The following is a 23,991-nucleotide window of genomic DNA, read 5'->3' as shown; positions in this document are numbered from 1 at the left end:
ACTTCCCGATCCTACCCAGCATTGAGGGCGTCGTGAATAAGTTGTGCCAACTTCGGCCCAAAGCCCGGAAGCGCGGCGATGTCCTCCACACTGGCCTGCTTCACCTTCGCCACGGAGCCGAACTCCTTAACCAGTTGCTTACGGCGCTTCGGCCCGAGTCCCGGGATGTCGTCCAATTTGCTGCGCCGCATGCGGGCACTGCGTTGTTGGCGGTGGAAATTGATGGCGAAACGGTGGGCTTCGTCGCGGAGATTCTGTACTAGGTATAGAGCTTGTGAGTTGCGGGGAACGATAATGGGATACTCCTCGCCAGGAACCCAGATTTCCTCCAGACGTTTAGCGATGCCTACGAGAGTTACGTCGTTGACTCCAAGCTCATCCAAGACCTTTTGGGCCGCATTCACCTGTGGAAGGCCACCATCCACAATGAATAGCTGGGGCGGGTAAGCGAACTTCTGCTTTGCCGTGTCCGTGTGTTCGAGGTCCGCCTCGCCGTCGAGCAGGTCTCCCCCGTCGTCGCCAGCGGGAACAGCGGATTTGTCCTGGTGATAGCGCTTGAAACGACGACGCACCACCTCCGCAATGGAAGCTACATCGTCGGAATGTCCATCACCGGCGGCCTCGCGGATTTTATAGCGGCGGTAATCGGCCTTCTTAGGCAGACCGTCTTCGAAAACCACCAAGCTGGCCACGACATCAGTGCCCTGGATATGCGAAATATCGGTGCACTCGATACGCAGCGGAGATTCGTCCATCCACAGTGCCTCCTGCAGCTCCTTCAAAGCTGCCGAACGTGCCGTAATGTCGCCCGCCCTCTTCAGCTTGTGCTGCGCCAACGCCTGTGTGGCGTTAGTTTCTGCAGTGGTCATCAGCGCCTTTTTGTCACCGCGCTGTGGCACCCTGATTTCCACATTGGAACCGCGCAGGCTTGTTAGCCATTCAGCCAAATCCGGGGCTTCTTCCGGCAAGACATGTACAAGAATTTCTCGTGGCACAGGCGTGACCTGCACATCACCCACCAGGTCGCCAAGATCCTGTGTGGACGCAGGGTTGATCGCGCGGGCAAGTTCCCTATCCACCTCCGGTCCGGATGCGCCACCGACCTGAGTCTCTGTGGCCTTAGCCAGTTCCGCGGTCTCCCCGTAGAACTGGGTAATGAAGTCCGCAACGAGCCGCTCCTCGCTCAGATCCTCGCGCTCGACGACCCACCCCCGCTGGCCATGGATACGTCCCCCTCGGACGTGGAAAATCTGCACCGCCGCCTCCAACTCATCGGCGACGAAAGCGATGAGGTCGGCGTCGGTCTTATCGGAAAATACCACCGCTTGCCGCTCCATTGATTTTTGCATGGCCTGCAGTTGATCGCGCAGCGCGGCTGCTCGCTCAAAGTCTAGGTTTTCGGCAGCCTCGTCCATCTCCTTGCGCACCCTACGCAGCACTGGTTCGGTGTTGCCAGCCAAGAAGCTGGAGAACTGGTCGACGAGCGCCCGGTGACCTTCGGGAGTGATCTTGTCCACGCACGGGGCGCTGCATCGATCGATATAGCCGAGTAGACACGGCCTTCCCAAAGCTTCGTGACGCCTATACACCCCAGCTGAACACGTTCTAATAGGAAAGACGCGCGTCAAAGACTCAAGTGTTTCACGGATCGCCCAGGCCTTGGGATAGGGACCAAAATAACGCACGCCCTTGCGCCGGGGACCGCGGTACATAAATGCCCGCGGTATCTTTTCCTTAACGCTGATCGCCAGCATGGGATAGGTCTTATCGTCCCGGTACATGACGTTAAACCGGGGGTTAAAGCGCTTGATCCAGGTGTATTCGAGGTTCAGTGCCTCCAATTCGCTGGAAACAACAGTCCATTGAACATGGCTCGCCGATTGCACCATGGCGCGGGTACGCGGGTGTAGCTGGCTGAGATCCTGGAAATAATTAGACAGACGGGCGCGTAGGTTCTTGGCCTTACCGACGTAGATGACGCGTTCGTCGGCGTCGCGAAAAGTGTAGACGCCAGGATCGGTGGGGATGCTCCCGGGCTCGGGGCGGTAAGAAACGCTGCTCAAAGTTACTCGTCAAATGGCATGTATCGGTCTTCCAGCTGGCGGAAGTTCTCTACACGCTGCGCGATGAGCTGCTTATCGTAGATGTTAAGGGCCATCATGGGGACGAACTCAAAGTCCGGAAGTTCCAGGCGAGCCCACTTGGCCTCTTGGGGGAAGGACAATCCGTGGATGATTTCCCACGGATAGAACTGTCCGTTGACGATATTGCGAACTTCCACGCCTTGGCTATTTACCTTGACGTGCGGACGCAAGAGGGAGAGGGCAACGAAAGAGAAGACCAGTCCAATGCCGATGAATCCCCACTGATCGGCACGCGTTACCGTCACGCCAGTGTCTCCCACCGCCACGACGATGGCCATGAAAATATGCACAGCCATGACCACAACGACCAGGATCCACGCCAGCTTCTTCAAGAACGGCGAGGAAACCTCCAGCTCCCATTCATCCTTATCGCTCACGGCATTCCACCCTACTCTGTTGACACGGGGCAGCCCTAAACGCCCCGCTTTGACACGGGGCAGCCCTAAACGCCCCGCTCGATCTGTCGCAGTACGAGAGCGGTATGAATCGCCGCAACCGCTGCGTCGCGCCCCTTGTTTTCCTTTGCATCCATGCCACCGGCACGGTCGATCGCCTGCTCATGGGTATCTACAGTAAGCACACCATTGCCAACGGGAGTGCCCGAGTCCAAGCCGGCGCGCGTAAGCCCGTAGGTCACTGCATCACAGACCACGCGGAAATGTTCGGTCTCACCCCGAATTACGCAACCGTTCGCCACCACGGCGTCAAAACGCTTACATGCCGCGGCGACCGCGACAGGCAGCTCGAGTGCCCCGGCGACCCGCCATTCGGTAACCTGCGCACCTGCTTCCTTAGCAGTCGCAATCGAGTGTTGGTGCAGCTGATCGGTAATGTCCGCATTCCACGATGCGCTGATCACTGCGACAGTCATGCCATAAGCAGAACCGGCCTTGATGTGGATATCGGCGACTCCGTTATGCGCCATGGTAGGGGCTCCTCCTTGGTACTTCGATATGAGCTTTTCAGTCCAGCGTATCGAGTTGGTGACCCATCCGGTCCCGTTTCGTGCGAAGGTAGACCACATTGTCTTCATTGGGGTGCAACTCCACCGGAATGCGGGTGGCGACGTTAACACCGTGGCTGGCGAGGTCGTGGATCTTGTCCGGGTTGTTGGAAATCAGAGCAACCGTGTCTACCTTCAGATCCTTGAGAATCTGAGCTGCCGCGCTGTACTCGCGGGCGTCTATTGGAAGCCCCTGCTCGAGATTAGCGTCCACGGTGTCCAGCCCCTCATCCTGCAGCACATACGCGCGGAGCTTCGGCAGTAGACCGATACCCCTACCCTCGTGACCGCGCAGGTAAATCAATACGCCACGCCCCTTCGACTCGATGTAGTCGAGCGCGGCGGAAAGCTGGTCACCGCAGTCGCAGCGGCGCGAGCCGAAGATATCGCCGGTAAGACACTCAGAATGCACCCGAACCGGGACGGGTTGCTCCCCTGCGGTAGAGAGATCGCCCTTGACTAGCGCGATATGCTCTGTGCCATCGATGATGTTGACATAGCCGATCGCCCGGAAGTCTCCGTGCTTGGTCGGCAGCCGCGTTTCCACTGCTCGCTCCAAGGTTTGGGTGTGGTGGCGGCGCCAGTGCTGCAGCTGCTCGATGCTGATGAGAGCCAGTCCGTGTGCGTCGGCGAAGCGTCGCAGCTCGGGCAGGCGGGCCATGGTGGTGGGATCTTCCTCTGAGACGATCTCACACAGCGCCCCTGCGGGAGCCAGGTTCGCCGCCCGTGCCAGATCTACCGCGGCCTCGGTGTGGCCCTGGCGTACCAGCACGCCTCCGCGCTTGGCGCGCAGCGGAACCACGTGGCCTGGGCGGTTGAAGGTCGCTGCGGTGGATGTAGGATCCGCCAACAGCCGCACTGTACGGGCTCGGTCGGTGGCGCTGATGCCGGTGTCCACGCCTTCGGCGGCGTCAACCGTTACCGTATAGGCGGTGCCACGGACGTCCTCGTTCCGGGCAACCATCGGCGGCAGACCTAGGCGGTCGCATTCGGCGCTATCCATGCCTACGCACACATAGCCGGAGCTATGGCGCACCATGAAGGCCATCAGTTCGGGAGTCGCTAGCTCGGCGGCGAAGATGAGGTCGCCTTCGTTTTCCCGGTTCTCGTCGTCGACGACCACTACGGCTTTACCCGAAGCGATGTCGGCGATGGCACGCTCCACGGAGTCCAGCTGAATGTCCTGGTTTTCGCTTGTGCTCATCGTGATCTTGCCTCTCGCGTTAGTTTTGCTGGCCGTTGGTGTTCGCGCAATGCTGAGATAGTCGTTCGACGTACTTCGCAAGCACATCGCACTCCACGTTGACGCGGGATCCCGGCTGCAGATCACCCAACATAGTGTCGGCCAGTGTGGTGGGAATCAGGGAGACTTCGAACCAGTCTTCTTCATTTTTCCCTACTGTCGGCACCTCTGAGACCTCAGCAATGGTCAACGACGTGCCATTGATCGCTACCGAGCCCTTCTTGGCGAGGTAACGGGACAGCTCCGGCTGATCCAAACGGAAGCGGAAAACTTCCCAGTGCTCTGAGGGACGCCGCTCGATCAGCTGGGCAGTGCCGTCCACGTGTCCTTGCACGATATGCCCGCCAAAGCGCTGGCCGCTGGCCATCGCACGCTCGACATTCACCCGGTCGCCCACTGAGATGCTTCCCAGGGCACTGTAGTCCAGCGTCACCTGCATCACATCAGCTGTGAACTCTGCGGCCTTTTCGCCCGCGCCGAGCTCCGCGATAGTCAGGCACACGCCATTAATCGCGATGGAATCGCCTCGCTTGGCATCCTCCAGCACGCCGGGGACAGTGAAACGCATCCGCAGCGAGTCTCCCGCTGCGTCAATAGCGGCGACCTGTCCGACCTCCTCGATGATCCCGGTGAACATGCGCGCTCCTAACGTTTTATGTATGTGATTACATACACATTAGCCCACTGTGGGTTACTCCCAGTGTCAGGGGGTACGTCCGGGCGCCGTCATCGTCCAGCGAATATCCCCACCCAATACCTCCAGCTCACGTGGCACAAAGCGCAGGATATCTGCGATTGTCTGGCCGAGGTCGCCTCGCTGCGTGCTTAGCGACGCCACCCCTGCTCCCAACACTGCCGGTGCTGCGTAGTACTGCACTTCGTCCACTACCCCAGCGCCTATAAAAGCCGCAGCTACCTCTGCACCACCCTCCACCAGCAGCGTGCGCACATCGCGCTCCCAGAGGTCTGCAAGGGCAGCGTGTACATCACGAGTGCGCAAGTGGACAGCCTGTCCCGGAGCGTCAAAAATCCGTGCGTCGGTGGGAACGTCACGGGTTCCTAGTACCACTCGCAGGGGCTGGAGGTCCTCTGCAAAGGGCTTTCCTTGTGCATCACGTGCAGATAGGCGAGGGTTATCGGCGGCGACGGTACCAGTTCCGACAAGGATTGCATCACGACGGGTTCTGTCTTCGTGAGCAGCGACACGCGCAGCATCCCCGGTGATCCACTGGCTCGTTTTATCTCTCGCAGCTACCCGTCCGTCCACCGTTGAGGCGATCTTGAGACAAACATGCGGACGCCTCTCGGCCATCGCGATAAGCCAGGGTTCCACGCTGTACATCTGGGTCCACGGAACCAGCGTCGCACCACCTGGGGCAGTTGGCTGTGGCAGATAAGGACCAAAAACCTCCACACCGGCCGCACGCAGAGTCTCGGCGCCCCCAGTCGCAGTGGGGTTCGGGTCGGCGAAGAGAAAGTCAACGCGGCGAATACCCGCCTCAATCAGTGCCTGCGCACACGGACCCGTGCGGCCAGTGTGGTTACAGGGCTCCAAAGTCACAATCGCCCGGCCACCGCGGGCGCGGTCGCCGGCCTCCTGCAGTGCCATCACTTCAGCGTGTGCTGCGCCAGGGCGTTGTGTATGGCCACGGCCTACCACTACCCCGGCAGAGTCTTCGATCACCGCACCGACCGGCGGGTTCGGGCTAGCTTTCTGGGCCGCCTGCCAACCGAGGTGGTGGGCGTCGGAAAACAGAGAAAGATCCATGTAGCTACTGGGCGCGAGCGCGGATCTCATCAACCGCCGCGGCGGGGTCTTCCTTGCCGAAGACACTGGAGCCGGCAACGTATACGTCCACGCCCGCGGCGGCGGACTCGGCAGCGGTCTCCGGCCCAATGCCTCCATCGATCTCGATGAGAGTATCTAGGCCCAATTCGTCGATACGGCTGCGCAGTGCGCGAACCTTGTCCAGTACCTCGGGCATAAACTTCTGGCCGCCGAAGCCCGGCTCCACACTCATCACCAGAACGAGGTCAAACTTGTCCAGATGATCCAAAAGTGGTTCCACCGGAGTATTCGGCTTGATCGAAATGCCCGCCGCCGTGCCGTGTCCGCGCAACTTGTCGGCCAAGGCAATAGCTGCGTCGACATCCGCCACGGCTTCCAGGTGGAAGGTGACGGACTGGAAGTCATCGGCATAGTCCTCCGCCCACTTCTCTGGGTTCTCAATCATCAGGTGCACATCCAAGTGCTTGTCCGTGTGGGGAAGCAGCGACTTGGCCACTGGAAGGCCGAAAGAAAGGTTAGGAACAAAGTGGTTATCCATCACGTCGATGTGCAACCAGTCTGCATTCGGTACTCGGCCAATTTCGCTGGCCAAGGCAGAGAAATCGGCGGCGAGGATCGACGGGGCGATGAGCGGGGTGCGGGAAGTGCGGGGGTTCGGCATAGGAGCAAAAGCCTTTCTACTTGTCGGCGGGGCGGCTTGCCGGACGCAGCGCGGCGAAGAACATTGCGTCGGTGCCGTGGATATGGGGCCAGAGCTGAACAAAGGGCTTAGTCTGGGCGACGTTCGTGGCGGCCAGCTCAGGCAGGTACTCAGTAACGTCCAGAATCTCCGCACCGGTACGTGCCGCGACCGAGCGAACCACGTCCGTAGTCTCCTTAGGGTGCGGGGAGCACGTGGAGTAGATCAGCACCCCGCCCGGAGCAGCCGCAGCCAGGCCACTGGTCAGCAACTCGCGCTGGAGCGCGACAAGCGGCGGAACATCCTCTGGGGACTTCGTCCACCGAGCCTCAGGGCGGCGACGCAACGCACCGAGACCGGAACACGGGGCGTCGATCAGTACACGAGTAAAACCACCCTCCGGAATATTCAGGCTCTTGATCTCTTCCAACTTCCGCCCATCGCCCACGTGCACACGCACTGGCAACTCGCGGACAGTCTGCTCGATCAACGTGGCGCGGTGCTGAGCAATCTCCACCGCATCCACACTCGCCTGCTCGGACAGCGCGGCTGAGGCAATAAACGCAGTCTTACCGCCCGGCCCCGCGCAGAGATCCAGCCACCGGCCAGGCAATTCGGCAGCGACAGGTACGCGGGTAGTAGCCAGGGCAATTAACTGCGAACCTTCATCCTGTACGCTAGCCAGCCCCTCGCGCACCGGGGCAATTTCGCCGGGGGCGCCTTCATCCAAATAGACCGCGTAGGGAGAGAACCTGCCCTCGGTACCACTGGTGATCAGTGCCAACTCCTCGCCGCTAATCTGGCCGGGGCGGGCGGCCAGGTGCACAATCGGGCGCGCGTCATCGGCAGCCAGCGCATATTCGAGTTCGCTGTGCCCTTCTTCGGTAGCGGTATCCACTCCCAGGGACTCAGCGAATACCTGGGCAATCCACTCCGGGTGTGCATTGCGCAAGCTTATATCGGCCAGTTCATTACCTGGTGCCACTCGCTCGATCCATGTTTCGGGCTTCTTCCGGGTCAGCCCTCGCAGCACCCCGTTGACGAACCCGGATGCTTGGCCTGCGCCATGGGCTTTCACCAACTCCACCGATGTGTTGACGGCAGCGTGGTTCTCCACCCGTGTGCGCAGGATCTGGTAAGCGCCCATGCGGAGGGCATCAAGGGCTACTGAGTCGATCTTTTCAATCGGGCGCCCAGCCGCGTCAGCGATGATTGCGTCCAATAGTCCGCGTGCGCGCAGGGTGCCATAGGTCAGCTCTGTGGCAAATGCGGCGTCGCGTCCCTTTAAACCTGCTTCCCGCAGCGCCTTGGGCAGCACCAAGTTGCCGAAAGCGTCGTCGACTGTGACGGCCCGTAATACGCCAAAGACGACGTCGCGTACCTTGTCCCCGGAGCCCTTTGCACGGCTTTTCCGCTGCCTATGTTCGGGACGGCGTTGCTGGTAGCCCGTAGCCTTTGCGGGTTTATGTTCGCCGCTGCGCGCCGATTCAGAGCGCGCCCTGAAGCCTCCCATGTTCCTATTACTCCCCTGTTTCCGCTTCTGTGTTCCGGGCGCTGAAGGTCGGATGCTTCGCCAGCAACTCCTGCTGACCGCGCGCCCAGGCGGCCGCGTCCATCATCTTCTTCCCCGGCGGTTGGATCAGCGTGATCTCTAGCGCGCTGGTGCCCGTGCCTACGAAAACTTTTTTGTTCGACGCCGCAACATCACCTGCACCGAGTTCAGCAAGTTCTGACGCGTCCGTGGGTGAGGTAGGTAGCAGCATGCCGATCTTGAACCGTTGGTCGTCCAACAAAGTCCATGCACCAGGCGCCGGAGTGTGAGCACGGGCAGTGCGCTGAATGACTTCGGCGGGCTGCTTCCAATCGATTTGCGCATCAGCCGGGTGAATCTTCGGCGCGTGTGTAGCCGCCTCATCGTCCTGTGCGGACAGCTCAGCAGAGCCATCATCCATCTCGATGAGGGCATCGGCCAGTAGCTCGCGTCCGGCATAGGTCAGACTTGCCAGCAGGTCGTCTGCCGTATCTTCAATGGCGATCTTCTGGGTCAGTTGGGCGGCGACTGGGCCGGTGTCCAGCCCCTGTTCGATGCGGAAGATGGATGCTCCCGTGTACTCGTCGCCAGCGGCCAGCGCTGCTTGAACGGGCGCTGCACCGCGCCAGCGTGGCAGGAGTGAGTAGTGCAGGTTTACCCATCCATGCTCAAACACGTCGAGGAGGTCGGTAGGAATCAGGTTGCCATAGGCCACTACTGCTGTGGCAGACACACCGCGTTCGGCGAGGTTGGAAAGCACCGCGCGGGCCTCGTCACCGGATTCCGTACCGGCTTTGAGGCTAGGCCATTTGTAAGTGGGGATGGCGGCCTTTTCCGCAACTTCCGCGACCTTCGATGGGCGCAGGCTGCGGCCACGTCCCCGCTTGGCGTCGGGCTGGGTAACCACCGCAACGACCTCGATACGCTCATCGGCGATGAGGTGTTCTAGCGCCACGGCAGCGGGTTCCGGAGTGCCGGCAAAGACGATTTTCACTGTTTAAACCACTCCGATTCGCGAATTTGGCGCATTGCCTCACGGCGCTGGTCTGCCTCTAGGTGCTCGATGAAAAGCACGCCATCAAGATGGTCGGTTTCGTGTTGCACACAACGCGCCAGCAAGTCCGTAACCTCGCGGTCAATCTCCTCGCCATCGACGGTCGTACCACGCAAGCGCACTCGCTGGGCACGGGTGACGTCACCGCCGACGTCCGGGATGGAAAGGCAACCCTCGCCCCCGGTTTGCGTCTCCTCACCCACGGCCTCCCAAGTCGGGTTGATCACATGTCCGCGATCCCCATCGCAGTCGAAGACGAAAATGCGGCGAGTGATACCCACCTGGTTGGCGGCCAGTCCCACGCCACCGAAGTGATCCATGGTCTCCAGCATGTCCTCGACCAGGCGACGCGTTCCCGCATCCTGAATAAGTTCTGATTTCACTGGGTCCGCCACGGTCTTAAGGACCGGGTCCCCAAAGTAGCGCATGTTCAGCACGGTCATGGTTATCAACACTAACCGATCCGCACAGGATCCATGACAACCCTCAGGGCGTCGGGTTGGGTTGAACGACTGCCCCGCTGGATTGTGCGTACCGATTGGGCGCTGCGCAACGCTTGCCCCAGCGCAATGTGCTGGTCGGCGGGAACCCGCACCAGCATGCGCCTGGCGGCCTGCCGAGCTTGCGGGTCGTGGCTATCAATTCCGGCGGGCAAACGCACTCCGGGTGGAAGCTCCACGGGGCCTAAGGTCTCCGCACCCGGGGGTAACTCCCAGTTGGATTCAAGTCCTTCAATCGCCGTACTGGTGCCGTCGACAGCAGCCACGGCAAAAGCTGGAGGGAAGGCAGCCTCGGCGCGGTGGGCAAGTTCAGCACGAGCTGCCCCAACCGGATCCCAGCGAATAAGCTGTTGAGCCGTGGGGAGGCTGGCCGCGCCGGCGAAGACAACCTTGCCGCCATTCGTTCGGGGCGCCACAAGTGATGCTGCTTCCATCCAATGCCGAAGCGCTGTCTCAGCCGCTCTTAGGTCTTGTCTGCCCAACAGAATCCAAGGATCCACCAAAACCGCTGCGCCATAGAGGCCGTCTTCCACAGTGGGCTCGGCCCCCGGGGTGGCTACTACTATGCTCCCGCGACGCTTCACGCTGTCCACTACGTGCTTGCCACCGCTAGCGATGATTGGCACACCAGGAAAGGCCCGCCCCAACTCTTCCACGGTCCGGTCATGCCCTATGACAGACAAGCGCACGCTGTGGTTACCGCAACTTGGACAGGTGAATAGCCCCGCGGTTTGCCCACACCACCGGCAGCGCGGTGGAGCTGCATCCGCACTTGTCGGCAGTTCCAATGGCCCATTACAGTGTCTGCAGCGCGCGGGGGTGCGACACTGTGCACAGGCCAACGCGGGTGCGTACCCGCGGCGCGGTACCTGCACCAGAGCGGGCAGGTCACTATCCAGGCATTCTCGTATAGCGGCAAACGCCATGGAGGGGATTCTTGCCCCGGGCGCATGCAGCTCCCGTTCCGTGGCTCCGTCCGTCTCCCCTAATCCCCGGATCCATGGCATGGCCTCATGTAAGGAATCTCGGGTGGGCAACAGGGGATACACCAGTTTCCGATCCACCCACTGCTGTACTTCCGCCGACCTATGAACCCCAGCGATCAGCAGTCCCGCCCCGGTGTGCTGTGCATGCAGCGCCAGTGCTTCGCGCGCATGGATATACGGTGCACGCGGATCCACCAGATTATCGTCGGACTCACCTATCAGCACCATTAACCGGGGCTTGGGCATTGGCAGCAACGCCGCTGAGCGGGTACCGACCACCACCCGCGCTTGACCTGCCAGAACGGATAAGTAGCGGCGGTATCGTGCATTGGGGCCGACCTGGGCCGTCAGCTCCATCACCTGCGCGGTGTTCATATGCTCTTTTAATCCGGCTACCAGGCGATCGACCAAGCGTTGGTTGGGTGCCACCACCAAGACCCCACCGTCGGTGTTCCAGGCCACGGCAGCTGCAACGGCCGCGATGAGGGTGGGGATGTCGCGGCCTGGGGGCGTCAATATACAAGCCCTGGCAGGTTTGCCCTCGACGAGCGCAGAAAGGAACGCCCCACCGTGAGGGTAAGGCGTAAGGGCCTCCTCCGCGGCCTGATAGGAGTCGGCGGAAGCCTGCTCGACGGACTGCAACTTCGCACCAAGGTTTTCCCATGCCGCGCCATCGGCGAACAACCCCGCCTCTTCCGCTGAGGCATGCCGGGAGGGAACAACCGAACGCAGAATATCCGAACGCACCCCGGCATAGCGATCCGCCAGAACGTTCACCAGCTCCCATAGGTGCTTCGGCAACACACGCAGGGGACTAATCACTCGTTCCAGTGGTCGCAGCTCGCCGGGATGGTCACTCCGTCGGCGCCGTTCAATAACGAAGGCATCGACGAGTCGCCCGGAAAAGCGAACGCGAACGCGCACACCCGGTTGGGCGTGCGCATCCATGCTTTCCGGCACCGCGTAGTCGAAAAGCCGATCTAGGTGTGGCACGCCGAGTAACGGCAGGACTCGCGCGACGGGCTGTTCCACAGTGCTAATTGCTACCTGCTACGTGCTACTGAGCGGCCTCGACAGCCTTCTTCAGCGCAGCCACTCGGTCGGTGCGCTCCCACGGCAGGTCCAGGTCGGTCCGGCCAAAGTGGCCGTAAGCGCTGGTCTGGGCGTAAATCGGGCGCTTGAGGTCAAGCTCCTGAAGAATCGCAGCGGGGCGCAGATCGAATACCTGGCGGACGGCATCCTGAATGACCTCCACTGGAACGGTCTCGGTGCCGAAGGTCTCCACGTACAGGCCAACAGGCGTTGCGCGGCCGATAGCATAGGCCACCTGAACCTCCGCACGGTCAGCCAGCCCGGCAGCCACAATGTTCTTAGCCACCCAACGCATGGCATAAGCACCGGAGCGGTCGACCTTGCTTGGATCCTTTCCGGAAAACGCACCACCGCCGTGGCGAGCCATGCCGCCGTAGGTGTCGACGATGATCTTGCGGCCGGTCAGGCCTGCATCACCCATGGGGCCGCCCAGAACGAAGGACCCAGAGGGATTCACCAGCAGCGTGTAGTCTGTGTCGGCCAGGTTGCCGCTCAATCCTGCCTCGTCCAGCACATACTGAACAACGTGGGTGCGGATCTGCTCATGCAGCCACTCCTGTTCGATGCCGTCGTCGTGCTGAGTGGAAACCACGACCGTATCCAGGCGAACCGGGGTGCCTTCTGCGTCATAAGCGAAGGTCACCTGGGTCTTGCCATCGGGACGCAGATGCGGGACGATGCCCTTCTTGCGCACCTCGGTCAGGCGCCGCGATAGGCGGTGCGCCAGCGCGATCGGCAGTGGCATAAACTCCGGGGTTTCGTTGGTGGCATAGCCGAACATGAGGCCCTGGTCACCGGCGCCCAGGCGGTCGATTTCGTCCAGCTCTGCGCCGTCATCGTCGTTCTGGGAGCGGTGCTCCAAGGCGGTGTCCACTCCTTGCGCAATCTCCTGGGACTGTTCGCCGATTGCGATGCTTACGCCGCAGGTAGAGCCGTCAAAGCCCATATCGGAGCTGTTGAAGCCAATCTCCAGCAGAGTTTTGCGTACGAGTGCGGGAATCTCTACATAGGTGGTAGTGCGGATTTCGCCGACAACGTGAACCAGTCCAGTGGTCACGACGGTTTCGACGGCCACGCGTGCCTCTGGGTCCTTGGCAAGCAATGCGTCGAGAATCTTGTCGGAGACCGCGTCGCAGATCTTGTCAGGGTGCCCTTCGGTGACGGACTCGCTGCTAAATAGGCGCAAAGACACGTGGAATTTTTCCTTTTTTAGGTATCAGTTATTAAGGACTCTTAAGTCGATGGACACATACTAGACCAAGCTGTCTGTATTTGTCACGTAGTGGTTGCTTTAGTCTCGCATACAGCCTTCCAGATCGCGGCAGCGACCCTGGTCTTCGGGCCAGGCGGCACCTCGATGACCTCTCCATTGGGGCGGAGGATCCAGCCCGCGCTATCCGGCTGGCCAAAAACCTTGCCCTCGCCCACGGCATTGCACATCAAAAGATCGCAGCCCTTCTTCTGTAGCTTTTTGCGAGCGAAGTCCAGCGGGCTACTGTTCTGGTCGCCGGTTTCTGCCGCGAAACCCACTATCTTTGTTGTGGACGCCACGTCTCCGCGCGCCCGTGCCTCAACCACACCAGCGAGGATGTCCGGGTTCTCGGTGAGCTGAATCGTCGACAGATCAGCGTCAGAGCCCTTCTTCATCTTCGATCCGGCCACCTCTGCTGGGCGGTAGTCAGCTACAGCTGCAGCCATGATGACCACGTCTGCGGTGGTGGCATGTTCCATTACCGCTTCTTGCATCTCACGAGCGGTCTTCACCCTAACAACCTCGGCTCCACTGGGCGTGGGCAAGTTCTCCGTCACCCCAGCCACGAGGGTAACTTTGGCTCCCCGCTGAGCCGCAACCTCTGCCAGCGCGTAGCCCTGTCGCCCAGACGAGGCATTACCCAGATAGCGCACGGGATCCAACGGCTCATGCGTACCACCGGCGCTAATGAGTACCCGCTTGCCTTCGAGATCACGGGTAAATGCATCTCGATCCGCCTGCACAGTAAGAGCCAACTGGCCAATCTGTTCCGGTTCCGGCAGCCGACCGGCGCCAGTGTCTGTGCCAGTAAGTCGCCCGTGGGCGGGATCCAGAACGGTAATCCCGTGCCGACGCAGCGTCGCCACATTATCTACAGTCGCCGGGTTCTCCCACATCTCCGTGTGCATTGCAGGAGCCAGCACCACGGGGCACGTCGCTACCAAACAACTTGCAGTCAGCAGATCATCGGCACGTCCATGAGCAATCCGAGCCATCAAATCCGCCGTCGCCGGAGCCACGACAATAAGATCAGCTTCTTGCCCGAGACGAACGTGCTGCACCTCATCCACCGCATCGAATACTTCGGTCGCCACCGGATGGCCCGACAGCGCTTCAAATGTCGCAGCGCCTACGAAGTTCAATGCCGATCGGGTCGGAATCACCCGCACATCATGGCCACGTTCAGTGAAATAGCGCACCAAGTGAGCGGCCTTATACGCAGCAATGCCGCCCCCTACGCCGATAACGACGCGGAGCGGCTTGGTGTTGGTTAAAGCTGATGCAACGTTCACAACGAATCAGCCTAGCTGGTTTAACCCTCGGTGTGTTCCAACAGATCCCGGTTAATCTCGCGCAGAGCGATGGAAAGGGGCTTCTCGTGGACATCCGGGGTAACCAGAGGTCCGACGAACTCAAAGACGCCCTCGTCGACCGTCTGGAAGTAGTCGTTGATCTGACGTGCGCGCTTAGCTGCGAAGATGACCAAGGCGTACTTGGAAGACACCTTCGTGAGAAGCTCGTCGATGGGTGGGTTGGTGATGCCTACAGGAGGATCGAACACGCTGTCGTTCGCATTCACGTCCTGGTTTTCCACGGTATGCACCTTCTTTGGTGGGTTGTAAACTGTATATTCTTTTAGTTCTTTATTGAGCACAGTGCTCGCAGCGTGCCACTGCGGCTTCTATCGGAGAAAGCCGCTGATCGTCGCGACTGCTTGTTCCACGTCATCGTTGACCACCACATGGTCGAACTCCGACTGCGAGGCCATTTCGACTTTCGCAGTCTCCAAGCGACGTTCAATGACGTCCTGGGTTTCCGTACCGCGACCGGTCAGACGCTCTACGAGCACTTCCCAGGACGGCGGCGCAAGGAAAACCGTTTGTACCTCGGGTAGCATCTTCTTGACGTTACGAGCGCCTTCGAGGTCAACCTCGACGAGAACGGGGCGGGCTTGAGCCAACGCGTTCTCAATCGGCTCACGCGGCGTGCCGGATAGCTGCAGACCACCGTGGATCTCCGCCCACTCGAGCATCTTACCCGCCGCGATATTGTCCTCGAACTGCTCGCGGGTGACGTAGATGTAGTCCTCGCCATCGACTTCGCCCGGACGTGGGGCGCGGGTGGTCATGGACACACTGAAGAACAGATCCGGAACGTCCGAGCGCAGACGACGAACGACTGTGGACTTCCCCACTGCCGAAGGTCCTGCGAGGACGACGATCCGGCCGCTATTCAGGTCCTGGCTCAAGATTATTCCTCGAAACCGAAGTGCTCCAGCAGGGCGCGACGCTGACGGTCGCCCAGGCCACGGATACGGCGGGTTTCGGCGATCTCCAGCTGCTCCATGATTTCCTTGGCCTTCACCTTGCCAACCTTCGGCAGGGAGACCAGCAGAGCGGAAACCTTCATCTTGCCCAGGGTCTCATCGGTTTCGGCGTCCTTCAGGACCTGCTTCAGGTCGGTGCCGCCACGCTTCAGCTTCTCGCGCAGTTCTGCGCGTGCCTTGCGTGCCTCGGCTGCCTTCTTCAGCGCCGCTGCGCGCTGCTCATCGGTCAACTGGGGAAGTGCCACGGGTGCCTCCGTTTAATATTCTCGTCTTTTGAATGGAAAGTTTTTCTGGTTGATAACCAGCATGCTGTAGAGACCGAACGGTATTCCAAGCAACGCTGGATATTAAGTTGTCTCGGATAATTTTGCCAAGCTGACACACCGAGAATATGTTCTCGACTACTGTACACGGTTCAGGAAAGACACCTAAAAGTGCAACTGCGGTACCGCGACACTAGGTTTCAAACAATGCATGTCAGTGTAGCACCCGGAATCCTAGAAAGCAGCAAAAGCCCCTGCTAAAAGCCGGTTAAAGTCTCAAAGTGTGAGCTGTGTCGCCTGCTCTTTCACCGCTGCGCGGAGGTCGGCCACGTCGGGTCCGGCACGGAGCACACCGCGGGAGACATTTGGTGAGACTAATGACGCCGTCTCGTCTCCCCCGGCAATACGCTTCACATCGTCCATAGTTCCGCCCTGTGCACCTACCCCAGGCATCAGAACCATGCCGCCGACACGGTCCAAGCGGGGTGGATCAGCCAGGGTTGCGCCTACCACCACGCCCACGTTGCCAGCACCGGAATGCTGGGCATTTTCCTCGGCCACTCGATCCACAATGTGTTGCGCCAGGTTCACCTGCGTTCCATCAAACAGGGAACGCTGAACGCCACGGGCCTCCGGGTTAGAGGTTGCAGCCAGCACGATCACTCCCCTGCCGTGTTGCTCGCTCAGGTCGAGAACAGGCCGCAGGGATTCAAACCCCAACCAGGGGGAAACGGTCACGGCGTCACTACACAAGGGCGACTCCGGGTCCAGCCATGCTCGGGCATAACCTGCCATAGTGGATCCAATGTCGCCACGCTTGGCGTCGGCAATCACCAAAACACCTGCGCGTCGTAATTGTGCAATGGATTCTTCCAGGACAGCTAGACCCGCAGAACCGAACTGTTCATAGAAGGCAACTTGAGGCTTTACGACACACGCAACATCCGCAAAAGCCTCGACGCACGTCTTACTGAAGGCCTCAAGCCCTTCGACAGTCGCTTTGAGTCCCCAAGCTTCCAAGATGCCGACGTGGGGATCCATGCCCACGCAAAGCTGCCCATAGGTCTTAGAGCGCTCAAGGAACCGCTGCCCAAAGGTCAGGCTTGGGCCTTCGCTCGCGCTCACGAGTGATCGACCTCCTGAATGGCGCGGACGGTCGGCTCAGCACCCTGTAGCGCTTCAATGCCCTGTACTGCGGCCACGGCGCCTTGGACGGTGGTGACGCACGGTACGCCCATGTTCACCGCGGCGGAACGGATATCGTAACCGTCGTGACGCGCCCCGGCGGAACCTGCAGGCGTGTTCAGGATGAGGTCGACATCGCCATCCTTGATCCAGTCGCCCACAGTGCGCATCGGCTTGCCGTCCGTGTCTACAAGCGGTGTGTTGTCCGCTGCCGCGCGGCGCTCATCCGAAATCTTGGCCACAACTTCGCACTCCACACCGTTGCGACGGAGCATAGCGGCAGTGCCCTGGGTGGCCAGGATCTTGAATCCAAGGGAGTACAGGCGTTGAATCGGCAGGATCAAGGTGCGTTTGTCGCGATTGGCTACCGACACGAAGACGGTACCCTCGGTCGGCAGATCACCTGTGGCCTCTTGAGTCTTTGCGAATGCAGAGCCAAAATCATCGTCCAGGCCCATGACCTCGCCGGTGGATTTCATCTCCGGGCTCAGCAGAGAGTCCAGTACGTAGCCCTCCGGGCTACGGAAGCGGTTGAACGGCATGACGGCTTCCTTCACGGCAATCGGGTGTCCCTGCGGCAGCGATCCGCCGTCGCGATCTCGTGGCAGAATGCCTTCTTCGATCAGATCCGAAATGCTGGTGCCGAGCATGATGCGTGCGGCAGCCTTAGACAGCTGCACACCCGTAGCCTTCGATACGAAAGGTACGGTGCGGGAAGCGCGGGGGTTTGCCTCGATGACGTAGAGCACGTCGTCCTTCAAAGCGAATTGGACATTCATCAGCCCCTTCACACCAATGCCATAGGCCAGCGCAGTGGTGGCCTTGCGGACCTTCTCAATGTCCTCTGCGCCCAGCGTCATCGGCGGAATTGCGCAGGCGGAGTCGCCGGAGTGAATTCCGGCCTCTTCGATGTGCTCCATCACGCCGGCCAGGTAGACATTCTCACCGTCACACAGTGCGTCCACGTCGATCTCGATAGCGGAATCCAGGAAGCGGTCGACCAGTACCGGGTGATCGCTAGTGATTTCCGTAGCACGCTGGATGTAGTCGGACAGGCTGTCATCGTCGTAGACGATTTCCATGCCGCGTCCACCCAACACGTAGGACGGGCGAACCAGTACTGGGAAACCAATGCGGGCAGCCACGGCGTGAGCCTCTTCGACACTGGTAGCGGTGCCGAACTCCGGTGCGGGTAGAGCTGCCTTCTCTAGCACCTTGCCGAACTCGCCACGGTCCTCTGCCAGGTTGATGGCCTCCGGCGAGGTGCCGACGACCGGCACGCCGGCGTCAGCCAGACGCTGCGCAAGACCCAGCGGGGTCTGGCCGCCGAGCTGCACGATCACGCCAGCGATCTCACCGGACTCAGCCTCTGCATGGTAAATCTCCATGACGTCTTCAAAGGTCAAAGGTTCGAAGTACAGGCGGTCAGCGGTGTCGTAGTCGGTAGACACGGTTTCCGGGTTGCAGTTGACCATAACGGTCTCATACCCCACGCGGGACAGTTCCAAAGCCGCGTGCACACAGGAATAATCGAACTCGATGCCCTGGCCAATGCGGTTTGGACCAGAGCCGAGAATCAGCACCTTCTTCTTATCCCGCTGCGGAGCCACCTCAGACTCGGCTGCGGGATCCAGCTCATAGGAGCTGTAGTGGTATGGCGTCTTAGCCTCGAATTCAGCAGCACAGGTGTCAACGGTCTTAAACACCGGACGAATGCCCTGTGCCCAACGCAGGGCGCGCACGCCATCCTCGCCAGCAAGCTCCGGACGCAGCGCGGCAATCTGTGCATCCGACAGACCCAAATACTTGGCTTCGCGGAGAAGTTCCACATCCAAGACTGGGGCGTCCACAAGACGGGCGCGGAACTCGACCAACCCGGCGAGCTCGTGCAGGAACCAGGGGTCAATGCCAGAGGCGGCATAGACCTCATCGACAGTAGCACCCAGACGTAGCGCCAATTCCGCGTCGTACATGCGACCCTCCGTGGGGCGCTTTAGATCTTCCAGCACGGCTTCCTTGTCGGTGGCACGTTCACCGGCAAACGCCTCGTCTGGGACGGTCCAGAATCCAGCTTGCTTGGTTTCCAAGGAGCGCATCACCTTATTCAGACCAGTGACGTAGTTGCGCCCCACTGCCATGGCCTCGCCGACGGACTTCATGGTGGTGGTCAGCGTATCGTCGGCGCCGGGGAACTTCTCGAAAGCAAAGCGCGGAGCCTTGACGATCACATAGTCCAGGGTCGGCTCGAAAGCTGCAGGGGTGACCTCGGTGATGTCGTTGCGTACCTCATCCAGGGTGTAGCCAATGGCCAGCTTCGCAGCCAGCTTGGCGATCGGGAAACCAGTGGCCTTAGAGGCCAGGGCGGAGGAACGGGAAACGCGCGGGTTCATCTCGATGGTGATGATGCGTCCGTCCTTCGGGTTCACCGCGAACTGAATGTTACAACCACCGGTGTCCACGCCGACCTCGCGGAGAATGGCGATACCCTGATCGCGCATGGTCTGGAACTCGCGGTCAGTCAAGGTCATGCTGGGGGCAACAGTCATGGAGTCACCGGTGTGCACACCCAGCGCGTCCACGTTCTCGATGGAGCAAACGACCACGACATTGTCCTTGCCGTCGCGCATAAGCTCCAGCTCGTATTCCTTCCAACCGAGGATGGACTCCTCGATCAGCACGTTCGCCTCTGGGGAGGCCGCCAGGCCACCGCCGGCGATGCGCTCCAGATCCTTTTCGTTAAAGGCCAGGCCGGAGCCCAAACCACCCATGGTGAACGACGGCCGCACAACGACGGGCAGACCCAGCTCTGCGACGGTCTCGTGTACTTCCTCCATGCTGTGGCAAACACGGGAGCGCGCGGAATCGCCGCCGATCTTCTCAACGATGTCCTTGAACTTCTGGCGGTCCTCACCGCGTTCAATAGCGTCGATATCCGCGCCAATCAGCTCCACCCCGTACTTGTCGAGGATGCCCAAGCGATCCAACTGGATGGCGGCATTCAATGCGGTCTGGCCACCGAGAGTCGCAAGGACGGCGTCGACCTTGTGTCCGGCCTCCTGCTCTACCTGGAAGATCTTCTCGATGTACTTCGGGGAGATCGGCTCGATATAGGTGTGGTCGGCGAACTCCGGGTCGGTCATGATTGTCGCCGGGTTCGAGTTAATCAGCGTAACGCGCAAGCCCTCTTCTTTGAGCACGCGGCAGGCCTGGGTTCCGGAGTAGTCGAACTCACAAGCCTGGCCGATGACGATCGGGCCGGAGCCGATGACGAGTACGTGATTGATATCTTCGCGACGTGGCATTGGTGTCTTCCCTACTATTCCTGTTGCTTAAGGTTGCTGCAGTTTCTTCAGTTGCGGTTTAGTTGCTGTACTTTTCGAGGTTCTCGAAGAACTTGTCGAACAGCGGGTTTGCATCGTGCGGTCCAGCCGCGGATTCCGGGTGGTATTGGACGGAGAATGCGCTGCCATCTACCAGCGCCACTCCCTCAACCACGTCATCGTTCAGGCAGGTGTGCGTCACCTGCGCCTCGCCGAACGGGGTGTCGAAAGTCTCCAAAGCCTTGCCCTTCAGAGCGAAGCCGTGGTTCTGTGCGGTGATGTCAATCTTGCCAGTTCGGTGGTCGATCACCGGCACGTTCGTACCCCGGTGGCCGAACTTCAGCTTGTAGGTATCCATGCCGAGTGCGCGACCAAGCAGCTGGTTACCAAAGCAGATGCCGAAGAACGGGATCTTCGCTTCCAGTACCTTCTTTAGCTCCTCCACGGTTGCATCGGCGGTCGCCGGATCGCCTGGGCCGTTGGAGATGAACACGCCCGAGGCGTTGTATTCCTCCATCAGCTTATTTACCTCTTCGAAGGTAGTCGTCGAGGGAACGACCACGCTGCGCACGCCGCGCTTGGAGAACTCGCGCGGGGTGTTGGTCTTAATACCCATGTCGTAGGCGATGATGGTGTGCTTGATTCCCCCTTCAGCCTCCACCACGTACAGCTCGTCGGTACTTACATCGCTGGAAAGGTCTGCACCCGCCATTGCCGGTTGAGCCTGAACCTGGCTGATCATATCGTCGTCGGAGCTAAGGGCGTCACCGCTAAAGATGCCCGCGGCTACCGAACCCTTGTCGCGCAAGTGGCGAACGATCGCGCGCGTGTCTACGCCCTGGATGCCGATGATTTCCTGCGCTTCCATCTCCTCCGGCAGGCTCCGGGTGGCACGCCAGTTGCTTACGGTGCGGGAAAGATCGCGGATTACCAGCCCAGCGACCCAGATGTTCCCGCCACGGGACTCGGAATCCTCGTCGTTCCAGCCGGTGTTTCCAATGTGCGGAGCGGTCGCCACCACAATCTGACGGTGGTAAGACGGGTCGGTCATTGTCTCTTGATAACCGGTCATGGCGGTGGTGAAAACTGCCTCGCCCAGGGTGCGCCCCGTTGCGCCGAATGCGCGGCCGCGGAAGATCTTTCCATCGGCGAGAACCAGTGCTGCTGGCGTGTAGCTCATTGTGCTTGTTTCCTTAACTCTTGGCTGTTGTGTTTGGTTCTATTTCTTGATTGACGCCCACTCGTGGATGCTTAGTGCACCGCTGAGCCATTCTTGCAGGTCACCTTGCCCCGCAACAGCGTGGTGCTCACCTTCACGGGCATGTCCATGCCCTCGTAGGGAGTGTTATTGGCCTTGGAAGCCATGTCGTGGCCGTGCGCGACCCAGGACTTATTGACATCCACAGCGCACAAGTTTGCCGGTTCCCCGACCGCGATCGGGCGACCATGTCCGGGGAGCTTGGTGATTTCGGCGGGACGCTCGGACATCACCTTGGCTACGAAGCGCCAGTCCTGGTCGCCATCGATAACGAAGATCTTGGCGATGAGTGCCAGAGAGGTCTCGATTCCCAGCATGCCGGGGCGGGCCTTATCGAACTCGCAGCACTTGTCTTCCGAACCATGTGGCGCGTGATCGGTGGCCACGCAGTCGACGGTGCCGTCGATGAGTGCTGCACGGAGCGCCTCCACATCGCGTTGTTCGCGCAGCGGCGGGTTGACTCGGTTCACGCCGTCGTAGGTTTCCAGTCGCTCGTCGGTGAGCAGCAGGTGGTGTGGGGTTACCTCTGCGGTAAGCGGAATGTCCTGGTCTTTCGCCCAGCGCAGCAGATCCACGGTACCTTCCGTGGAGGCGTGGCAGATGTGCAGCCTTCCGCCGTAGTCGCGAGCCATGATGGCATCCCGAGCGACGATGGATTCTTCGGCGACACGCGGCCATCCGCCCAGGCCGAGACGCGCGGCGGTCTCTCCCTCGTGGGCGACAGCGCCGATGGTCAAGCGGGGCTCCTCGCAGTGCTGGGCCAGCAGCACGTCCATTCCCTTGGAGTACTCGATGGCGCGACGCATTAGGCGTGGATCGTCGACGCACTTTCCGTCGTCGGAGAACATCCGCACCTTGGCATCAGAATCGGCCATCATGCCAAACTCCGTAAGCTCCTTGCCCTCTAGTCCCTTCGAGATAGAGCCGACGGGGTGAACGTCGCAGAGATTCGTGTTTTGCCCCTTGTACCACGCCATTTCTGCGATCGCGGGGTTGTCAGTCACGGGAGCAGTGTTGGCCATAGTGAATACAGCCGTAAAGCCCCCCTGAGCCGCTGCTGCGGAGCCGGTGGCAATGGTCTCAGTATCTTCCCGTCCCGGTTCGCGTAGGTGGACATGCATGTCCACCAGCCCCGGCAACAACACTTGTCCGTCTAGATCCAGTACCTCCGCACCCGCTGGAGCAGAGTCACCCAGGTCGCTGCCGATCTCGGAGATTACGCCATCTTGGATAAGCACATCCTGCTTGTCGCCCTCGCCGTAGATCAATACGCCGCGCAACAGGACTGCCTTGTCAGCGCCGGTCGGGTGGCTGGCCAACTCGCCGGTGGCAGGATACTCGGAGGTCATAGTGAATGCTCCTTTGTCGAAAGTCTTATTGTCTGTCTGTGCTGTGTTTGCCATGCTGAACCTCTGTACCCTTTTTCGCTATCCCTCGTCCCCGACCAAAAGGGTAAATAGGACGGCCATACGCACATGCACGCCAGCGGTCACCTGGTTAAGCACCACGGTGTTCGGCAGATCAGCCACGTCGTAGTTAATTTCCATACCCCGCAACATCGGCCCCGGGTGCATGATGATGGCGTCGTCCTTCATACGTTCCGCACGTGCCTGCGAGAGCCCGTAACGGGTAGCGTACTCCCGGTGCGAGGGGAAGAACCCACCATTCATGCGCTCAGCTTGGACTCGCAGCATCATAACGACGTCGGCGTCGGCGATCTCACTGTCGAAGCAGTAGCTGACACGCACACTGTCCGGGTATGCACCCCAGTGCTCAATACCCAGTGGAATTAGTGTCGGTGGAGCTACGAACACCACCTCCGCGCCGAGGGTCGTCAGCAGTTGGGCATTCGAGCGAGCCACGCGGGAGTGCAGGATATCGCCGACAATAATGACCTTCTTGCCACTAATGTCCCCAATGCGGTTGCGCATTGTGGTGGCGTCCAAGAGGGCTTGGGTTGGGTGCTGGTTGGAACCGTCACCTGCGTTGATAATGGCCGTATCATCCAGCCACCCCGCGACCTGCCGGGCCGCACCGGAGGATGGGTGGCGCATAATGATCGCATCGGCGCCGACGGCTTTCAACGTGAGTGCGGTATCGCGGAGGGATTCGCCCTTCTTCACTGAGGAGCTGCTGGCGGAGATGTTAATGACGTCCGCACTCATCCATTTGCCAGCGGTTTCAAAGGAGGAACGGGTGCGGGTGGAATTTTCGTAGAACATCGTGAAGATGGTGCGCCCCCGCAGGGTGGGCAGCTTCTTCATTTCGCGACCATCGAGTGCCTCAGCAAAGCGATCGGCCTCATCCATTAGACCCAGAATCTCGGACTTGTTCAGGTCAGCGATGCTAATCAGGTGCTTCATGGG

The 23,991-nt window shown here is 60.3% G+C and carries 21 protein-coding genes; all 21 read right to left on the bottom strand.

Going from position 1 to position 23,991, the window contains the following annotated elements; all coding sequences use genetic code 11:
* Positions 1-11: 11 nt before the first annotated feature.
* The gene (gene uvrC / locus ACWXWJ_RS01130) at positions 12-2,063 is read right to left on the bottom strand and encodes an excinuclease ABC subunit UvrC (protein WP_473963281.1); all 2,052 of its coding nucleotides are present in this window, start codon (positions 2,061-2,063) and stop codon (positions 12-14) included.
* Positions 2,064-2,065: 2 nt separating this feature from the next.
* Complete coding sequence (locus ACWXWJ_RS01125) at positions 2,066-2,521, bottom strand: PH domain-containing protein (RefSeq protein WP_293791488.1); 456 nt, start codon at positions 2,519-2,521, stop codon at positions 2,066-2,068.
* 65 nt (positions 2,522-2,586) lie between these two features.
* Positions 2,587-3,069, bottom strand: coding sequence for a 6,7-dimethyl-8-ribityllumazine synthase (ribH, locus tag ACWXWJ_RS01120; RefSeq protein ID WP_293791489.1), 483 nt, complete (start codon positions 3,067-3,069; stop codon positions 2,587-2,589).
* Positions 3,070-3,106: 37 nt separating this feature from the next.
* Positions 3,107-4,351, bottom strand: coding sequence for a bifunctional 3,4-dihydroxy-2-butanone-4-phosphate synthase/GTP cyclohydrolase II (locus ACWXWJ_RS01115; RefSeq protein WP_473963280.1), 1,245 nt, complete (start codon positions 4,349-4,351; stop codon positions 3,107-3,109).
* 19 nt (positions 4,352-4,370) lie between these two features.
* Positions 4,371-5,027 (bottom strand): riboflavin synthase, encoded by a 657-nt coding sequence (locus tag ACWXWJ_RS01110; protein ID WP_473963279.1) that lies wholly within the window; start codon positions 5,025-5,027, stop codon positions 4,371-4,373.
* A 66-nt stretch (positions 5,028-5,093) separates the two neighbouring features.
* The gene (ribD, locus tag ACWXWJ_RS01105; protein ID WP_473963278.1) at positions 5,094-6,158 is read right to left on the bottom strand and encodes a bifunctional diaminohydroxyphosphoribosylaminopyrimidine deaminase/5-amino-6-(5-phosphoribosylamino)uracil reductase RibD; all 1,065 of its coding nucleotides are present in this window, start codon (positions 6,156-6,158) and stop codon (positions 5,094-5,096) included.
* A gap of 4 nt (positions 6,159-6,162) precedes the next feature.
* Positions 6,163-6,840, bottom strand: a complete 678-nt coding sequence (gene rpe, locus ACWXWJ_RS01100; protein ID WP_448307645.1) for a ribulose-phosphate 3-epimerase — start codon at positions 6,838-6,840, stop codon at positions 6,163-6,165.
* 16 nt (positions 6,841-6,856) lie between these two features.
* Complete coding sequence (locus tag ACWXWJ_RS01095) at positions 6,857-8,371, bottom strand: RsmB/NOP family class I SAM-dependent RNA methyltransferase (protein ID WP_473963277.1); 1,515 nt, start codon at positions 8,369-8,371, stop codon at positions 6,857-6,859.
* Positions 8,372-8,378: 7 nt separating this feature from the next.
* Positions 8,379-9,383, bottom strand: a complete 1,005-nt coding sequence (gene fmt, locus ACWXWJ_RS01090) for a methionyl-tRNA formyltransferase (protein WP_448307643.1) — start codon at positions 9,381-9,383, stop codon at positions 8,379-8,381.
* Complete coding sequence (def, locus tag ACWXWJ_RS01085; RefSeq protein WP_293791500.1) at positions 9,380-9,886, bottom strand: peptide deformylase; 507 nt, start codon at positions 9,884-9,886, stop codon at positions 9,380-9,382. Before def ends, fmt begins: the two co-directional genes overlap by 4 nt.
* Before the next feature lie 11 nt (positions 9,887-9,897).
* Complete coding sequence (locus tag ACWXWJ_RS01080) at positions 9,898-11,961, bottom strand: primosomal protein N' (RefSeq protein WP_473963276.1); 2,064 nt, start codon at positions 11,959-11,961, stop codon at positions 9,898-9,900.
* Positions 11,962-11,986: 25 nt separating this feature from the next.
* Complete coding sequence (metK, locus tag ACWXWJ_RS01075) at positions 11,987-13,213, bottom strand: methionine adenosyltransferase (protein ID WP_473963275.1); 1,227 nt, start codon at positions 13,211-13,213, stop codon at positions 11,987-11,989.
* Positions 13,214-13,296: 83 nt separating this feature from the next.
* On the bottom strand, positions 13,297-14,565 hold the full coding sequence (gene coaBC, locus ACWXWJ_RS01070) for a bifunctional phosphopantothenoylcysteine decarboxylase/phosphopantothenate--cysteine ligase CoaBC (RefSeq protein WP_473963274.1): 1,269 nt from the start codon (positions 14,563-14,565) through the stop codon (positions 13,297-13,299).
* Positions 14,566-14,585: 20 nt separating this feature from the next.
* Positions 14,586-14,867 (bottom strand): DNA-directed RNA polymerase subunit omega, encoded by a 282-nt coding sequence (rpoZ, locus tag ACWXWJ_RS01065; protein WP_034988049.1) that lies wholly within the window; start codon positions 14,865-14,867, stop codon positions 14,586-14,588.
* Between the two features lie 87 nt (positions 14,868-14,954).
* Positions 14,955-15,521: a guanylate kinase gene (gene gmk, locus ACWXWJ_RS01060; protein WP_293791507.1), complete on the bottom strand. Its 567-nt coding sequence runs from the start codon at positions 15,519-15,521 to the stop codon at positions 14,955-14,957.
* Between the two features lie 2 nt (positions 15,522-15,523).
* The gene (gene mihF / locus ACWXWJ_RS01055) at positions 15,524-15,844 is read right to left on the bottom strand and encodes an integration host factor, actinobacterial type (RefSeq protein WP_005294871.1); all 321 of its coding nucleotides are present in this window, start codon (positions 15,842-15,844) and stop codon (positions 15,524-15,526) included.
* Between the two features lie 294 nt (positions 15,845-16,138).
* Positions 16,139-16,963, bottom strand: a complete 825-nt coding sequence (gene pyrF, locus ACWXWJ_RS01050) for an orotidine-5'-phosphate decarboxylase (RefSeq protein WP_473963368.1) — start codon at positions 16,961-16,963, stop codon at positions 16,139-16,141.
* Positions 16,964-16,983: 20 nt separating this feature from the next.
* Positions 16,984-20,349 carry a carbamoyl-phosphate synthase large subunit gene (gene carB, locus ACWXWJ_RS01045; RefSeq protein ID WP_473963273.1) on the bottom strand — a complete coding sequence of 1,122 codons (3,366 nt, stop codon included), beginning with the start codon at positions 20,347-20,349 and terminating at the stop codon, positions 16,984-16,986.
* Between the two features lie 58 nt (positions 20,350-20,407).
* A complete protein-coding gene (carA, locus tag ACWXWJ_RS01040; RefSeq protein WP_473963272.1) occupies positions 20,408-21,547 on the bottom strand; it encodes a glutamine-hydrolyzing carbamoyl-phosphate synthase small subunit in 1,140 nt (379 codons plus the stop codon).
* 71 nt (positions 21,548-21,618) lie between these two features.
* A complete protein-coding gene (locus tag ACWXWJ_RS01035) occupies positions 21,619-22,974 on the bottom strand; it encodes a dihydroorotase (protein ID WP_473963367.1) in 1,356 nt (451 codons plus the stop codon).
* A 78-nt stretch (positions 22,975-23,052) separates the two neighbouring features.
* Complete coding sequence (locus tag ACWXWJ_RS01030; protein ID WP_473963271.1) at positions 23,053-23,988, bottom strand: aspartate carbamoyltransferase catalytic subunit; 936 nt, start codon at positions 23,986-23,988, stop codon at positions 23,053-23,055.
* Positions 23,989-23,991: the final 3 nt, after the last annotated feature.

This window comes from Corynebacterium sp. p3-SID1761 (genome assembly GCF_055862885.1).
The sequence above is the reverse complement of the archived record's forward strand: the minus strand, read 5'-3'. Positions and strand labels throughout refer to the sequence as shown.